This window comes from Actinomadura barringtoniae (genome assembly GCF_017573505.1).
GTDB classification, from domain to species: Bacteria; Actinomycetota; Actinomycetes; order Streptosporangiales; family Streptosporangiaceae; genus Spirillospora; species Spirillospora barringtoniae.
On the sequence record NZ_JAGEOJ010000001.1, the window covers coordinates 624,738 to 639,742 of the forward strand.

Here is a 15,005-nt window from a genome sequence, read left to right on the forward strand (position 1 = left end):
GGATCGCTTGCCGCGGTTCAGATGGACCGCTTGCGACGGGCCCACATCAGGAAGCCGCCAGTGAGGAAGGCCGCGCCACCTGCAAGAGCGGCGATGGGCAGGATCGGAACCCCGCCACCGTCGCCGTTGTCGGTGGAGTTGGCCGACCGGTTGCTCAGGCTGAAGGCGGTGCCGGTGGTGGTGCCGCTCTTGCCACCGCCACTGCCGCCACCGCTCCCGCTTCCGTAGCCGCCGCGGACGGCGGACCCGGAGGTGGGCAGCGCGACGTACGGGAAGCTCTGGTCGAACTTCACGTCGTTGGCGTCCACCGCGTCACCGAGGTCGTTCTTGGTGCCGAGCAGCTCGCCCTCGGCGACCTGCAGGGTGATGTCCACGGTGTCGTCGGTCAGCCGCCGCCCGTTCGGGTACCCGGCCTTGTCCCCGTCCAGCACGCCCAGCCGCTTCGGGTTCGGCGTCGGCGGGATCGAGGTGTTGAGGCGCATCAGCTCGGCCGGCCGCACGTTCGGCGGCTTGTTGAGCCCGGGCACGCCGGTGAGGAACGCCTGCACCAGGTCGTTGCGCGGCGTGGGCGGCGCGGGGATCTTGTAGATGGACTGGATGAGCCGCGGCACCTCGGGGTTGGTGACGTTCGGCAGGAACTGGGCGTCGTTCCAGGGCACGGACGCGTTGAACTTGTCCTTGTCCTTGATCGGGTTGACGACCTCGTTCACCAGCGGCATGCCCAGGCGCGAGACCTGCGTGTAGCCGCCCGCGGCGTTCTTGCGCTGCACCGCCGAGTACACGCCGACGATCGGCTGGCCCGGCTTGGTGATGAGCTTGTTCGGGATCTGCAGGGCCACGGTCTGGACGTTGTAGCCCTTGAGGGTGTCGTTGCCGACCTCCTTGAGGTTGCCGCCGTACAGCAGGTTGAAGATCCGCAGGTCCAGGAAGAACGGGTCGTCGGCCTGCCCGGCGAAGGACTGCGCGCCGCCCGCGATCGGCTTGACCGCCTGGTTGCGCAGCGAACGGTAGTCCGGCATCGAGGCGTTGCCCACGTACGAGGGCGCCACCGGCAGGTTCTGGCCCAGGTACTGCGTATTGACGACCGCCCCGCCCTTGCGCTCGATGAGCTGCAGGTCGTAGGTCTGCCGGAAGTTGAGGTTGGGGTCGGTCACGGTCTTCACGGGACCGGTGTTGTAGAGGAAGGTGTTGCGGTTCTGGTACGAGTCCTTGAACGTGTACCGATAGGTGAAGTCCGGCAGCGAGTCCCCGTCGTTGTCGAGGTTGATCTCGTACCGGGCGTCCTGGTTGAACTTGTAGAAGTTCGGCCCGCCCGCCGGCTCCTCGAACGGCCAGAAGTTGGCCACGAGCGTCGTGGTGTCCGGCTTGTCCGGGCTGACGAACGCGTAGACATCGGTGTTGTCATACTCCGGCTGGCCCGAGATCAGCGGGGCCTCGCGGTGGCTGGAGGCCGTCGCCTGCATCGGCGCCAGACCCGATATGCCCCCTGCGAACAGTGCCGCCCCCGTGGCGAGCACCATGACGGTCCGTGACCGTCCGGTGAGGCGTGTCGGCATGGTGTGTGTCCCTTCCGCCCGCATGGAACGCGGGCTCCCGTCGCACCTGCCTGCTATTCGCCGCCCTCCCCGCCCCGGATTGCCCCGACTTCCCCAACCCCCGCCCCAGAGGCCGTCAGACCAGGTCACGGACCGGGACTAATCGATTCGCGTAGGGTCCTGGGCTCCTGCTACTGTTCTTCCTGTCGCAAGGAACCCCGGTACGCCGGGGAGCCGAGATCGACACGCGCCGTTAGCTCAATTGGCAGAGCAGCGGACTCTTAATCCGCGGGTTCGGGGTTCAAGTCCCTGACGGCGCACTCGAGCGACCGTGTTCGGCGGCCTTTGGCCGCCTTCCCGGTCGCTTTCGTGTTTATGTGGGGGGACGACCCCCCACACCCCCCGAGGCGGGCTACGCCCGCAAGCGCAGTCCCGCTCATCAGCGCCGGCCCACCACCAACGATCTTGCTGCGGACGGCCAGGTCGGACTCTCAGCCCCCATGCCGGCGTGAGAACGGCGATCACAGCCGGGGCGGGCGCCCGGCGGCGTCAGAAGACGGGCTTGCCGTCGCGGGCCAGCTGCCAGTTCTTCACCTGGAACGTGGCGGGATCGATGGTCCCGGCGGCGGAGGCGTACGCGACGATCGCCTCGCGGATCGCGACCTGGGCGTTGTAGACGACCGGGGCGGTGGCGATGTGAGGGAAGCCGCCGCCACCGGACTGGCGGTAGTTGTTGACCGCGACCACGAACTGCTGGTCGTCGGCGACCGCTTTGCCTTCGTAGGAGAGGTTGCGGATCCGTGAGCCCGTTGGCTGGGCGATGTCGATGTCGTAGGTGACCCCGGAGAGCTGGTCGTAGTTGTAGTCGGGACGGTTGTCGGCGTTGGTCCAGGCCGCGGGGTCGACCGCGGCGTCCGGCGCGACCTGCTTGAAGTACTGCGCCGAATACTCCAGGTACGCCTTGATCTGCGCGCCGGTCAGGACGCTGCCCAGCAGGGTGTTGTCGTAGATGTAGAGCCCGGCGATGTCCTTGATCGTGACCTTGCCGGCCGGGAAGGTGGCGGCGCGGCTGAACGGTGCGGCTATCGAAAGGACGGGCAGCGACGCCTGGCTCGTGCCGGCGATGGCCTCCTTCACCTTCGCGGTCTGGACCAGGTGGATGTAGTCGAGGATCGCGGTGTCCTTCCAGCAGGACTCCGCCGCGGACATCTCCTGGGTGGAGGTGGCCACTTCCTGGTTGACGTAGGCGACCACCGCGTCGTGCTGCTTCTTGACCAGCGCGACGAGCTTCGGGTCCTCCTGCACCGTGTTGGTGTTGACCGTCGTGGCGGACTTGCCGGTGACCTTCCAGCGGCCGTGGTGCCGGGCCAGCGTGAGGTCGAAGACCGAGAGCCGCTCGCCCCAGCACTTCGGCTCGCTCATCACGACCGTCTCGCCGGTGATGTCATTGGTGACGAACCGTTCGGGGACGTCGATGTGCGCGTGCCCGAACAGGATGGCGTCGATTCCGGGGACCTGCTGGGCCACCATGGCCGAGGCGTTCTCCACCGGAATGTCGCCGGTGTAGGACGACAGGCCGCTGTCACCGGCATGCGCGCTGACGACCACGACATCGGCGCCCTGTGCGCGGATGATCGGAACCCACTTCTTGGCCGTCTCGACCAGATCCAGGAAGTCCAGCTTGCCGGAGACGTTGCCCTTGTCCCAGATGGCGATGCCCGGGTTGGTCAGGCCCAGCAGGCCGACCCTGACCGGCGGATGCCCCGGGACGTGCATCTTCTTGATGATGTACGGGCGGAACGCGGGCCGGTCGGAGCCCGCGTGCACGGCGTTCGCCCCGAGCACGGGCGCCCTCATCTGGCTGATCCACTTGTGCAGCAGCGGCAGGCCGTAGTTGAACTCGTGATTGCCGAGCGCCACGGCGTCGTAGCCGATGGCGTTCATCTGCGCCGCCATCGGGTGGATCTGCCCGGTGGTCGTGATCGGCTTCACCGTCGCGTAGTAGAACCCCAGGGGCGTGCCCTGGATGGTGTCCCCCGCGTCGAACAGCAGGGTGCGCTCCCGCCCGCGGTCGGCACGGATCTGCTTCACCACGCTCGACACCCGCGCCAGGCCGACCACGTTCCCGGCGCTGTCGCTGTACGCGGCGTCCTTGTAGTAGTCCCAGTCGACGGCGTGACTATGGATGTCGGAGGTCCCCATGACCGTGATGGTCACCGTCCGTCCCCCACTCGCCGCCTCGGCCGTACGGGGCCAGCCCGCGACCGCGAGAGCGCCGGCGGCGGTCAGCCCGCCGAGCACCCGCCTGCGGCTGATGCCGGCGTCCTCATCCGGAACACGACAGGAACACCAACGAGGCGCCGGGCCGGACGGGCTCTCCGGACTCTGCATGACGCGCACATCCCTTCCGCAAGCTGACGACCAGCCACGATAGGGCTCCTGCGCCTGAATCCCCGCTGACAAGTTCCTCCTATCTCGGCACCCGATCGTTGGCACTCCCAGGTCTTGCACCCCCAAACCTCCAGAGGAGGGCTACGCCCGCACTCGCAGTCCCGCCCGTCAGCGGCGACGCGGTCACCAGACCTTGTCGGGGTTCTGTTTGCTCTCTGACCTGCCGTTAGGTGTGGCGCGCGGCGTTGGGGTCGAATAGCGTGCGTTGACCTTGGGTTTTCTGTGAAGGGTGAGGTGTGGGCACGCCCAATGGCCTTCCGAGGCCGGCGTCGAGCTATGTCGGGCGCAAGCGCGAGGCTCGGGATGTCCGGGCGGCCTTGAGTGAGGCGCGGCTGGTCACTCTGACCGGGCCGGGTGGGGTCGGCAAGACGCGGCTGGCGGCGGCGGTGGCTTCGCGTGCGACGGCGGGGTTCGCCGATGGGGTGGTGTTCGTCGGGCTGGGCGAGCTGCGGGACGGGGCGCTGCTGGCCAACCTGGTCGCGGACCGGCTCGGGCTGCACGATCTGTCGGGGCAGCCGGTCGCCCGGGTGGTAATTGATCATCTGCGGCGGCGCGAGATGCTGGTCGTCCTGGACAACTGCGAGCACGTGCTGGAGGCGTCCGCGGGCTTTCTAGCCTCGGTGCTGGAGCGCTGCCCTGGGGTCGTGGCGCTGGCCACGAGCAGGCAGACGCTCGGCCTGGACGGAGAGCGGGCGGTGCGGGTGCCTCCGCTGCCGGTGCCGGTCGGTGATGCCGTTCTCGCGCCGGAGGAACTGGAGCAATACGACGGCGTCCGGTTGTTCGTGGACCGGGCGACGCGGACGCTGCCCTCGTTCACGATCACCGGCGCCAACTGCGACGCGGTGGTTCAGGTGTGCCGGCAGCTGGACGGTCTGCCGCCGGCCATCGAGCTCGCGGCGGCCCGGGTCCGGTCGCTGTCGCCGCGGCAGATCGCCGACCGGCTGGCGCGGCGGCTTCCCGCACTGGCGTCCGGGCAGCGAACGGCACCCCCGTCCGGGTCGCCGTCGCGCCCAACGGGAGGACGGTCTGGGTCACCGCGCGCAAGAGCAATGCGCTGGTCGCGTTCGACAGCGCCAAGCTCGTCACCGATCCACGCCGCGCCCAGCTGGCATCGGTCCAGGTCGGCACCGCTCCGGTCGGCCTGACCTTCACCCGCGACGGGAGCCGGATCCGGCAGGCGTGAGCCTGGCCGTACGGGTTAGGCGTTCAGGGGGGTTGGTTTCTGGCGGGTGAAGGCGAGGGTTGTTAGGCGGCGCCAGTTCATTTGGGGTTTGGACTTGGGGGCCTGGCGGCGGTTGCGGGGGACGCGGACGCGTAGGGCTGCGGGCTCGATGTGGCAGTGGACGGGTGTGGGGAGCATGAGGGCTTCGCCGTCCACGCCTACGGGGATCTCGGGGGTGTCGGCGTCGATGACGACCTCGGTGACGGTGACCGCTGTGAGGCCTTGGGAACGACGGCCTCGGATGATGCCTGCGGCTTGGGCTGCGTTGGCGACGGTGACGCCTAGGACGCCCAGGACGCCGCTGTCGAGGCGTTCGCGGCGGCCCAGGCCTGCGGGGTCGCCGCCCTGGTAGGGGTTGTTGCTGACCAGGACCGCCTGGGGGGCGTCGAGGAGCAGGTCCTTGGCGCGGACGGTCAGGCGCGGGCCGCCGTGGTGGGTCAGGAGGTCGGGGAGCATCTGCAGGGTGGTGCCGACCTTGTCGTCGCGGTAGTGCGGGCTTTGGACGATCGCGGCGTACGCGCCGAACGAGGCGTTGTTGACGAAGACGCGGTCGCCGATGAGACCTAGGTCTACGCGGATCTCTATGCCGTCGCCGGTGAGGGCCGTGAGGCCTGTGGAGGGGTCTTCTCGGTCCAGGCCCAGGTCGAGTGCGAAGTGGTTGCGGGTGCCGGCGGAGATGACCATGAACGGGAGGTTCTTCTCCGCGGCGACGCCGGCGACCAGGGCCTGCGTACCGTCGCCGCCCGCCACGCCGAGGAGGTCCGCGCCGCGGGAGGCGGCGTCGCGGGCCAGCTCGGCGACGTCCTGCGGGTGGTCGGGGTCGAGTACGACGACCTCGGCTCCTAGGTCGCGGGCCTTGTCGTCCAGGTGGAATGTGCCCACCTTGCCGCCGCCCGAGCGGGGGTTCATGATCAGGAACGGGTGGGCGGGCGGTGGCGTCACGTATTCGGTGGGGCCTGGGGTGGGTGAGTCCGCACGGAGTGCGGCGCGTCCGGCGAGGGTCGCGAGGGTCCACAGGGCAACGAAGGCGATCACGGTCCAGAGCATGCCTACCACCGCGTACCGGACCAGTACCGCCACCGGCACCAGGATGGCCAGCAGGGCGGCCAGGTAGCGGACCATGCCGTGATGCGTGAGGACCCACCAGGCCGCGGCGGCCCCGAACATCAGCCCGCCCACGCCGATGCCCAGCAGCGTGAAGCTCCGTAGGCCGGCCGTCAGGAGCAGGCCCACCGCCGCCGCGGTGGCCAGCACGAACGACAACCGCGCGGTCCAGGCCTGGACGTTCATCATCAGACCATGGCACTGCGTCCGGTGCCGTGTCACATCACCTTGCCTGGGTGATGCGACCCGGCGGTGTGGCGATGAGCTTGGGTGGGGAGGAGGTCAGAGCCATGACCAGCGAACTCACTCCACAAGAACGCGCCGACCAGGGGCGGGAAGCCCGCACCCGGGTGCCGCGGGCCGCCCACGCCACGTACGAACCGGCGGAGAAGCGGCCCGATCCGATCGACATCATCGAGCGGCAGTCCGCCGCGCGGCTGCCCGAGCTCGTGCCGATCCGGTACGGGCGCATGATGGAATCGCCGTTCCGGTTCTACCGGGGAGCGGCGGCCATCATGGCCTCGGACCTGGGCGCAGCGCCGGACACCGGCCTCATCGCGCAGCTGTGCGGGGACGCCCACCTGCTGAACTTCAGGCTCTTGGCGTCGCCGGAACGGTCGTTGATCTTCGATATCAACGACTTCGACGAGACGCTGCCGGGGCCCTGGGAGTGGGACGTCAAGCGGCTGTCGACGAGCCTGGTGATCGCGGGCCGGGCGAACGGGTTCCGCGGCAAGGAGCGGCGTGCCGTGGTGAGCGCGTGCGTCCGGCAGTACCGCGAGCGCATGCGGGAGCTGGCCGAGAGGCCCACGCTCGAGATCTGGTACGCGCAGGACAACGCCGAGACTCTCAACTCGATCCGTTCCGCCCAGGTGGACGAGGACGCACGCAAGCGCGCGGCCCAGGCGGCGAGCCGTGCCCGCACGCGCACGAGCATGCAGGCGTACAAGAAGCTGACCCGGGTGATCGACGGCCGGCGGCGCATCGCCTCCGACCCGCCGCTCATCACCCCGATCCGCGACCTGATGCCCGACGCCGAGAAGGACGATCTGGAGACGACGCTGCGCGGGCTGGTCGAGGACTACGGGAAGAGCCTCACGACCGACCACCGGCACCTGCTGGGGCGGTACCGGCTCGTGGACGTGGCGCGCAAGGTCGTCGGGGTCGGCAGCGTCGGGACGCGCTGCTGGATTCTCCTCCTGGAGGGCCGGGACGAGAGCGATCCGCTGCTGCTCCAGGCCAAGGAGGCGGGCGAGTCGGTGCTCGCCTCGTACGCCGGGGCGAGCGAATACGCCAACCAGGGGCAGCGCGTCGTCGCCGGGCAACGCCTGATGCAGGCGGCGAGCGACATCTTCCTTGGCTGGGAGGGGCTGACGGGCATCGACGGCCGCGAACGCGACTTCTACGTACGGCAACTCCGCGATTGGAAGGGCATCGCCCAGCCAGAGAACATGTCACCCAAGCTCATGGCGGCGTTCGGCACGATTTGCGGCGCTTCGCTTGCCCGCGCCCATGCCCGTTCAGGCGACCCCATCGCCATCGCCGCCTACCTGGGCGGCCGCGACGCCTTCGACAAGGCCATGGAGGAGTTCGCCGAGTCGTACGCCGACCAGAACGAGCGCGACCATCAGGCGCTCGTCGACGCGGTGCGCGATGGCCGGGTCACCGCCGAGCCGGGCTGACGGTCGGGTGACCGCCGAGCCGGGCCGACGACCGAGCGGGGCTGACGGCCGCGGCTGATCGACGTGCGCCGGGGTGGCTGAACGGCGCGTGCCGGGGCGGCTGAACGGTGCCTGAACTGCGCAGCTCCCTCGACCGGGTGGCCTCACTGCTCTAACCTGGCCCCACGCAAAGCCGCCCATGTCAAAGGAAATCTCCATGAACAGAAGTGAACTGATCGAAAACGTGGCGGCGCGCGCCGGGAGCGATCAGGCCGCGGCCCGCCGCCACGTGGACGCCGTCTTCGACGCCATCATGGAGAGCGTGGCGTCCGGCGAACGCGTTCTGGTGACCGGGTTCGGGACGTTCGATCGGTTCGCGCGCCCCGCGCGCCAGGGCCGCAACCCGCGCACCGGCAGCCCGATCGAGGTCGCCGCCGCCGACGTGCCGCGTTTCCGGGTCGGCCAGACGTTCAAGAACCGCGTCGCGGGCGGCAACTCCGCCACGGCCATCGCTGAAACGCCCGCCGTCGCCGCCCCGGTGGAGACGCCGAAGGCGAAGAAGAGCAAGAAGGCCGAGCCGAAGAAGAAGGACAAGAAGGCGGCCAAGGCGGCGGACGCGGCCCCCGCCAAGAAGAAGGGCAAGGCGAAGCCCGTGAAGGCCGTGAAGGCCGCGAAGACGGCGAAGGCCAAGAAGGCCGGCAAGTAGGTGATCGTCGCCCTCGACGTGGGCGGGACCTCGATGAAGGGCGCGGTCCTCACGCGCGAGCTCGACAAGGTCGCCTCCGTACGCAACCCGACCCCGCGCGGCCAGGCCGCCGTCGACGCGGTCCTGGACACCGTCGACGAGCTGATCGGCCTCGCCGGAGCCACGCCCGAGGCCGTCGGCGTGGCCGTGCCCGGCATCGTGGACGACACGACGGGCATCGCCGTCTGGTCGGAGAACATCGGCTGGCGCGACGTCCCGTTCCGCGACCTGATCTCCGAGCGCACCGGCACCCGCGTCGCGGTCGGCCATGACGTACGGGCGGGCGGTACGGCGGAGATCCGCCTGGGCGCGGCCCGTGGCGTACGGAACGCGCTGGTCATGCCGATCGGCACCGGCATCTCGGCCGCGATGCTGATCGACGGCCACCTGTGCGTCGGCGACGGCTACGCCGGCGAGATCGGCCACATGTCCGTCGGCACCGACGATCCGTGCGTCTGCGGCGGCAAGGGCTGCCTGGAGGCCGTCGCCGCCGCCCCCGCCGTGGCCCGCGCGTACACCGCCCGTACCGGCCGGGCCCTGGAGACCCACGCCGTCACCGCCCTGGCGCAGGCGGGCGACCCCGACGCGCTCGCGGTCTGGAACGAGACGATCGACCACCTCGCGACCGCCCTGGCCACCGCGACGACCCTCCTGGCACCCGAGATCATCGTGATCGGCGGCGGGCTATCCAAGGCGGGCGACCTGCTCCTCAAGCCACTGGAGACCGCGCTCCACGCCCGGCTCGCCTACCAGCGCCGGCCCCGCATCGTGGAGGCCTCGTTCAGCGACGAGGCCGGGACCATCGGCGCGGCCCTGTGGGCTCGCGACCTGCTCTAACGCTTGGGCCAGTGCCAGGCAGGCTCATCCAGCAGCCCCTGCCCCTCGACCCCGGTGGCCCCGTCGTCCTTGACCAGTTCGAGCACCCGCGCCTCATCCAACGCGGCCACCAGCGCCCGGTCATGCGTGACCACGATGACCTGCGACTTCTTGGCCGCCCCCACGATCAGCTCGGCCAGAGCCCCGACCAGGTCCGGATGCAGGCTGGTCTCCGGCTCGTTCAACACCAGCAGTTCAGGCGGCCGCGGTGTCAGCAGGGCCGCGACCCACATCAGGTAGCGCAGCGTCCCGTCCGAGAGCTCGGCCACCCCCAGCGGCCTGAGCAGCCCCTTCTGCACCAGGGTGAGCTCCAGCCGCCCACCCGCCGGAACGATCTCGACCCGGCTCCCCGGAAAGGCCCGCTCGACGGCCCGGTCCATGGCCTCGTGATCGCCGATCTCCCGGATGGTCTGCAGGGCCGCCGCGACATCGCCCCCGTCATGCCCCAGCACGACGGTCCGCGTCCCCACCCAGGCCGCCCGCGCCGGAGCGGCCACGTCCGTCCTCAAATGATCATAGAAACGCCACGACCTGACCCGTTCTCTGATCGCCAGCACCTCGGGCGAGGAGGCCTCGCTCAACATGCTGTCGAACGGCGAGACCCGCCGTTCCTCCCACTCGTCCTGGATCCGGATCGCCCCGCCGCCCCGTTCGGCCAGGACGGCCGAACGTCTCAGCACGGGCCCGGCCCACACCGCCTCGACCTTGATCTCCGGATCCAGCGCGAACATCGACCGCGTGGGCGGCGGCGGACCAAGATCCACCGCATAACCGAAGTCCTCGGCCGCGAAGCCGAGCCGTATCCCCCGAGGCGAATCCCCTGCCGTCCCCAGGTTGCCCTTGAGCTTCTTCGGCCCGGCCCACATGGCCGACTCCAGCCCGCCCTCCCGCGCCAACGCGGCCACGACCCCGTTCCGCGCCGAGTCCGCGAGCAGCCTCAAGGCCCTGTACAGGCTGGACTTCCCGCTCCCGTTGGCCCCGGTCACCACGTTCAACGGCCCGAGCGCCACCACCAGCCGCCGCAGCGACCGGTAGTTCTCCACCGCCAGCGTGCCGATCACCACCCCAGGCTACTGACCACCGGTCACCGCACCCCCAGGGGCCTGGTAACCTTTCGGAGGCCGCAAGGTCACGCGCCGTTAGCTCAATTGGCAGAGCAGCAGACTCTTAATCTGCGGGTTCGGGGTTCAAGTCCCTGACGGCGCACCGGTGTTCTCTCGCCGAGCTGGGCGTTCTTCCTCCGGGATGGGCGCCCTTCGTGCTGTTCGGACGGGTGCGCGAAAGAGATCGAAGTACTCGGTCCCGGCCGAGGACGAGATGACTGCGCGCGGAGACCACCCCGGGGATCGGTGCGGAGACCCACGCGAAGATCAGCGCGGCGGCCGCATCGGGAATGGCAGTAGGGCCGAAATGGCCACGGTCCAGCCATTCCACAATAAAGGCTTACCCGAAGCCCCGGCCGGACACCTGACCGGCCCACGTTCACGCTGGTCGGCGCGCTGCCATAGGGACTTCGGGTAAGCCTTATTGAAATGCTCGATCAGGGCTTGACGCAGATGCCCTTACCGTTCCTCTTGAAGGCCTTGGCGACGCTGCTCGGGCGCCCGGTCGCCGACGGAGGGCTGTACCTCGGCGGGAACTTGATGACCACCAGGCCCACGGCCCGGTAGGCGCGCTTGCTCTTCACGCAGGCGAGGTCGCCGCCGGTCCGGGCCTTTCCGAAACCCCTCTTCGAACTGGCCTTGCCCGCCCGGTGGCCGTCGGTCATTCGTGAACTGACCGTGACGAGCGTCGCTCCGGCGCCCGGGCCGGTGCAGGTGACCGACAGGTGCGCGTTGATCTTCCGCTTCTTCGAGCTCGCCGCGGGATGCGGAGCGTCATAGGCCCTGCTGCCCTTGAACGAGCCCTTGCAGGTGATTCTCGCGGCGGCGCCGCTCAGGATGCCGGCCTCGGCCGGCTCGGCCGTGAAGGTGAAGGTCTCCTCGTCGTCGAGGCCGGCGGTGCCCTGAGACACTCCGGGCGTGGCCGGGGAGCGGGTGCCGGCGTAGACGGGTGATGGAGAGAGCGAGACCGCGCTGATCGCGAGGGCCGCGGAAAGGCAGGTCATCCTCGAGAGCGTCTTCATTTTGCCTCCTGCTGCGTCGGGGCAGTCATGGGGGAAAAGGGAGCTGACTGGTCCAGCTTTCCCGAAGCCGTTCCCGCGACCTCGTCAAGGGAGGGGGGCGCGATAGTCGAATGGCCACGGGCACAGCGCACTCTATCGACCTCGATGCCCGATGGGCCAGATGATTTCAGTGATCTCTCGCACTGTGGGCTTTGCTGCACGTCATGCCGCAAAATGCCCTCTGAGTAATTTTACAACCAGCCTTTGCCGTCTCACAATTTGAGAATGTGAACCACCCTGGGCGATATCCGGGCGATATAGGTTTGTCCCATGCTCGAACGCATCGCCCCGGATCAGCTCGCCTGGTTCACCGCCTGGGTCGCCGCCTCGGCCGAACGGGCCGACGGCCCTCCGCTGCCGGCGGCCTACGAATCGACGATCGCGGTGCTTCACCCCGGCGCCGAACCGGCCACCAGCGACCTGACCGCGCCCTTCCTCGGACCGCCCTCAGTCGAAGGCCATCCGTCCGACCGCCAGAAGACCGTCCTCGACCGGATCCTCCTCGCGGCCACCGGCCCCGACGCCCCGGCCTGCCTGGCCTCCTATGACCCCCACCCCGCCGACCCGACGCTGGGCGACCTCGGCGACCTCGGCGACCTCGGCGACCTCGCCGAGCGCGTGATCGGGCACATCCCCTACCTCCTCGTCGCCGGCCCTCTCCAGGACCTGGTGTACGCCGCGTGGGAGGCCCGCTGGGACTACGAACAGCCCGTCACGATGCTCTGGCCCGCCGACCGCACCTGGTGCCTGTCCAGCGACCCGGACCTCCCGTACACGGTGCTCGGCTGCGACCGCACGCTCGCCGCCCGCCTCCTCGACGAGCCCGTCCTCCGCGTACGACGGACGTGACCCACCGGCCACGCTTCACGATCGGGAACACACCGGGGCGATGAGGATGGGCGAGGCGACTCGGCGCTTCGAGACGGAGGCGTTCGTCCCCGGATATGCGGCGTGCCGCTCGTCGGTCTTCTTGACGCGATCTTCTTGCCCGAGGGGTTGGGGCGGGGCTAACGTACAACCTGATGGTTGTACTTCGGGAAGAGAGCGAAGAGTCGCTCAATCTGCTCTTTCGGGCGTTGGCGGATGGGACGCGCCGGGACATCTTGGAGAGGTCGCTGACGGAGACGCCTTCGGTGTCCGAGCTTGCGGCCTGTTACGAGATGAGCTTCGCGGCCGTGCAGAAGCATGTCGCGGTGCTTGAACGGGCGGGGCTCGTTCGGAAGCGTCCGAGTGGTCGCGAGCAATTGGTCTCGACCGAACGGGCGCGGCTCCGGCTTGCCGGTGAACTTCTCGATCGGTACGAGGCCATTTGGCGCCATCGGATGGCGCGGCTCGATGAAGTTCTCACGGAAGACGAGTGACGGTGCCGCTGACCTCTGTGACCAAGGACGTTGAGAGTCTCACTCTTACCGTGGTGGGCGACTATGCCGTTTCGCAGCGGCGGTTGTGGGACGCCTTCGCGGATCCGCGTCAGCTGGAGCGGTTTTGGGGGCCGCCCGACTGGCCCGCCACGTTCACGCGCCATGACCTGAAAGTGGGCGGGCGCGCCGAGTACTTCTTGAGCGGGCCGAACGGGGAGAGGTGGAACGGCTCGTGGCGGTTTACTGCGGTGAATCCCATCAGGTCGTTCGAGGCGGAGGACGGCGATGGCGACGAGGAAGAGGGCATGCCGTCGTCGATGACGTTCACGTTCGATGCCACGCCGACGGGTTCGCGGTTGACCGTGGTCACGCGGTTTTCGAGCGTCGGGGCGATGGAACGGGCGATACCTGGCATGGAGGCGGGGCTGCGCGCGGCTATGCCGCAACTCGATGTGGTGCTGGCTGAACCTAGTGGTGCTGGCTGAACCTAGGAGACTCGCATGAGGAAGCTCAAAGTCATCGAACACATCTCGCTGGACGGTGTGGTTCAGAATTCCGCCGACGGCGACGGGTTCCCTTACACCGACTGGACTGCGCCCTATCGGACCCCGGAAGGACGGGACGCGCTGCTCGCGGCGCACGGCGAGAGGTTCGATCTGCTGCTGGGCCGCCGCACGTACGACATCTGGGCTGGATTCTGGCCGAAGGTGCCGGGCAATCCGATGGCGGATCGTCTTAACGCGGCGACGAAGTATGTGGTGACCCATCGTCCGGAGAGCCTTGAATGGGGGCCGGTCGAGGCCCTCGGAAAGGACCTCGTCGAGGACGTTCGCCGCATCAAGGCGGGGGACGGCCCGGACCTCGTTCTGTCGGGCAGTTCCACGCTGACGTCGCCGCTTCTCGAGCACGGAATGGCGGACGAGGTCCTGCTCATCGTGTATCCGGCGCTGCTGGGCACGGGGAAGCGCTTCTTCGCGGAAGGGACCCCGGCGCAGGCGTTCGAACTCGCCGAGACCCGCGCGATGCCGTCCGGCATCATCGTCACCTCGTACAAGATCGCCGGGCCGCTGCCGAAGGCGGAGGTGTAGGAACCCGGCCGGCATTGGGGACTTTGGTCCATGGGCGCGGGGCGTCTCGGGTCGCACTCTGAAGGGGAACCGGAAGGTGCGGCCCGCGGGCCGTGATCCGAGGAGTGCCCATGGACACCAAGGTCGAGGCGGTCATGACCACCGACGTGGCCATCGTCCCCGAGCACATGCCGTTCAGGCAGATCGTCAACGTGCTGCGCCGGCACGCGGTGAACGCGGCGCCGGTCGTACGGGAGGACGGCACGGTCAGCGGGGTGGTCTCCACCACCGATCTGCTGTTGAAGGAGGCCGACCCGACCGCGGCCGGAGACCCTCATCCGTTCGCCGGGCCCCGCAGGCGTTCGGAGGTGCGCAAGTCGGCCGGGACCGAGGCCGCCGACCTCATGACCGCGCCCGCCGTGACCGTGGCGCCGGACGCGACGGTCGAGGAGGCGGCGCGGATCATGCGCCGCAAGCACATCAGCAGGCTGCCCGTCGTCGACGCGAAGGGGCGGCTCGTGGGGATCGTCAGCCGTACGGACGTGCTGCGCGTCTACGACCGGCCCGACGAGGAGATCCGGGAGGACGTCCTCAAGGAGGTCCAGAGCCAGTTCGCGCTGGACCGTTACGCGGTCCGGGTGGACAACGGGCGGGTGTCGATCGAGGGCGCCGTCGACCGGCGGTCGGTCATCCCGGCGCTGCTCTACCGGATCCGGCGGGTCGAGGGCGTGGTGTCGGCGGAGGCTCAGATGACCTGGGAGGTCGACGACACCTATGGGGAGCACTACCCGACGCTGTGACCGCGCGCGGCGAGCGTAG

Annotated in this window: 14 protein-coding genes and 2 tRNA genes; 11 read left to right on the top strand and 5 right to left on the bottom strand. The window is 69.2% G+C overall.

The window, feature by feature from the left end; genetic code table 11:
* Nucleotides 1–17: 17 nt before the first annotated feature.
* Nucleotides 18–1,556 carry a DUF4331 domain-containing protein gene (locus tag J4573_RS02800; protein ID WP_208253579.1) on the bottom strand — a complete coding sequence of 513 codons (1,539 nt, stop codon included), beginning with the start codon at nt 1,554–1,556 and terminating at the stop codon, nt 18–20.
* Between the two features lie 226 nt (nt 1,557–1,782).
* Here J4573_RS02800 and J4573_RS02805 point away from each other — a divergent pair.
* Nucleotides 1,783–1,855, top strand: a tRNA-Lys gene (locus J4573_RS02805).
* 229 nt (nt 1,856–2,084) lie between these two features.
* Here J4573_RS02805 and J4573_RS02810 read toward each other — a convergent pair.
* Entirely contained in the window at nt 2,085–3,926 is a 1,842-nt protein-coding gene (locus J4573_RS02810) for a bifunctional metallophosphatase/5'-nucleotidase (RefSeq protein ID WP_208253580.1), read from the bottom strand.
* A gap of 377 nt (nt 3,927–4,303) precedes the next feature.
* Between J4573_RS02810 and J4573_RS02815 the strand changes: the two genes are divergently transcribed.
* Nucleotides 4,304–5,131: an ATP-binding protein gene (locus tag J4573_RS02815; protein WP_208253581.1), complete on the top strand. Its 828-nt coding sequence runs from the start codon at nt 4,304–4,306 to the stop codon at nt 5,129–5,131.
* 53 nt (nt 5,132–5,184) lie between these two features.
* Here J4573_RS02815 and J4573_RS02820 read toward each other — a convergent pair whose 3' ends face one another.
* On the bottom strand, nt 5,185–6,501 hold the full coding sequence (locus J4573_RS02820; protein ID WP_208253582.1) for a diacylglycerol/lipid kinase family protein: 1,317 nt from the start codon (nt 6,499–6,501) through the stop codon (nt 5,185–5,187).
* A 101-nt stretch (nt 6,502–6,602) separates the two neighbouring features.
* On the opposite strand from J4573_RS02820, the gene J4573_RS02825 reads away from it, so the two are divergent.
* From J4573_RS02825 to J4573_RS02835, 3 genes are all read left to right on the top strand, one after another.
* Entirely contained in the window at nt 6,603–7,994 is a 1,392-nt protein-coding gene (locus J4573_RS02825) for a DUF2252 domain-containing protein (RefSeq protein ID WP_243772307.1), read from the top strand.
* Between the two features lie 196 nt (nt 7,995–8,190).
* Entirely contained in the window at nt 8,191–8,679 is a 489-nt protein-coding gene (locus tag J4573_RS56600) for an HU family DNA-binding protein (RefSeq protein WP_208253584.1), read from the top strand.
* Nucleotides 8,680–9,555, top strand: a complete 876-nt coding sequence (locus J4573_RS02835; RefSeq protein ID WP_307796460.1) for an ROK family protein — start codon at nt 8,680–8,682, stop codon at nt 9,553–9,555.
* On the opposite strand, the gene J4573_RS02840 is transcribed toward J4573_RS02835, so the two are convergent.
* Entirely contained in the window at nt 9,552–10,655 is a 1,104-nt protein-coding gene (locus J4573_RS02840; RefSeq protein WP_208253585.1) for an AAA family ATPase, read from the bottom strand. The genes J4573_RS02835 and J4573_RS02840 overlap by 4 nt on opposite strands.
* A 72-nt stretch (nt 10,656–10,727) precedes the next feature.
* Between J4573_RS02840 and J4573_RS02845 the strand changes: the two genes are divergently transcribed.
* Nucleotides 10,728–10,800, top strand: a tRNA-Lys gene (locus J4573_RS02845).
* A gap of 334 nt (nt 10,801–11,134) precedes the next feature.
* Here the strand turns inward: J4573_RS02845 and J4573_RS02850 are convergent.
* On the bottom strand, nt 11,135–11,701 hold the full coding sequence (locus tag J4573_RS02850; RefSeq protein WP_208253586.1) for a hypothetical protein: 567 nt from the start codon (nt 11,699–11,701) through the stop codon (nt 11,135–11,137).
* A 327-nt stretch (nt 11,702–12,028) separates the two neighbouring features.
* On the opposite strand from J4573_RS02850, the gene J4573_RS02855 reads away from it, so the two are divergent.
* The 5 genes from J4573_RS02855 to J4573_RS02875 all read left to right on the top strand — a co-directional run bounded on the left by J4573_RS02855 (nt 12,029) and on the right by J4573_RS02875 (nt 14,986).
* Nucleotides 12,029–12,607: a hypothetical protein gene (locus J4573_RS02855; RefSeq protein ID WP_208253587.1), complete on the top strand. Its 579-nt coding sequence runs from the start codon at nt 12,029–12,031 to the stop codon at nt 12,605–12,607.
* A 173-nt stretch (nt 12,608–12,780) separates the two neighbouring features.
* Nucleotides 12,781–13,119 (top strand): ArsR/SmtB family transcription factor, encoded by a 339-nt coding sequence (locus J4573_RS02860; protein WP_208253588.1) that lies wholly within the window; start codon nt 12,781–12,783, stop codon nt 13,117–13,119.
* Nucleotides 13,116–13,604 (top strand): SRPBCC family protein, encoded by a 489-nt coding sequence (locus J4573_RS02865; protein WP_208253589.1) that lies wholly within the window; start codon nt 13,116–13,118, stop codon nt 13,602–13,604. Before J4573_RS02860 ends, J4573_RS02865 begins: the two co-directional genes overlap by 4 nt.
* Nucleotides 13,605–13,619: 15 nt before the next feature.
* Nucleotides 13,620–14,207 (top strand): dihydrofolate reductase family protein, encoded by a 588-nt coding sequence (locus tag J4573_RS02870; RefSeq protein ID WP_208253590.1) that lies wholly within the window; start codon nt 13,620–13,622, stop codon nt 14,205–14,207.
* A gap of 110 nt (nt 14,208–14,317) precedes the next feature.
* Nucleotides 14,318–14,986, top strand: a complete 669-nt coding sequence (locus J4573_RS02875) for a CBS domain-containing protein (RefSeq protein ID WP_208253591.1) — start codon at nt 14,318–14,320, stop codon at nt 14,984–14,986.
* The last annotated feature ends 19 nt before the right edge of the window (nt 14,987–15,005 follow it).

Bases quoted from the DNA above. Each gene is read 5' to 3' on its own strand.
- J4573_RS02820 (WP_208253582.1), bottom strand. From the start codon at position 6,501: ATGATGAACGTCCAGGCCTGGACCGCGCGGTTGTCGTTCGTGCTGGCC.
- J4573_RS56600 (WP_208253584.1), top strand. From the start codon at position 8,191: ATGAACAGAAGTGAACTGATCGAAAACGTGGCGGCGCGCGCCGGGAGC.
- J4573_RS02875 (WP_208253591.1), top strand. From the start codon at position 14,318: ATGGACACCAAGGTCGAGGCGGTCATGACCACCGACGTGGCCATCGTC.
- J4573_RS02855 (WP_208253587.1), top strand. From the start codon at position 12,029: ATGCTCGAACGCATCGCCCCGGATCAGCTCGCCTGGTTCACCGCCTGG.
- J4573_RS02810 (WP_208253580.1), bottom strand. From the start codon at position 3,926: ATGCAGAGTCCGGAGAGCCCGTCCGGCCCGGCGCCTCGTTGGTGTTCC.
- J4573_RS02860 (WP_208253588.1), top strand. From the start codon at position 12,781: ATGGTTGTACTTCGGGAAGAGAGCGAAGAGTCGCTCAATCTGCTCTTT.
- J4573_RS02870 (WP_208253590.1), top strand. From the start codon at position 13,620: ATGAGGAAGCTCAAAGTCATCGAACACATCTCGCTGGACGGTGTGGTT.
- J4573_RS02850 (WP_208253586.1), bottom strand. From the start codon at position 11,701: ATGACCTGCCTTTCCGCGGCCCTCGCGATCAGCGCGGTCTCGCTCTCT.
- J4573_RS02825 (WP_243772307.1), top strand. From the start codon at position 6,603: ATGACCAGCGAACTCACTCCACAAGAACGCGCCGACCAGGGGCGGGAA.
- J4573_RS02800 (WP_208253579.1), bottom strand. From the start codon at position 1,556: ATGCCGACACGCCTCACCGGACGGTCACGGACCGTCATGGTGCTCGCC.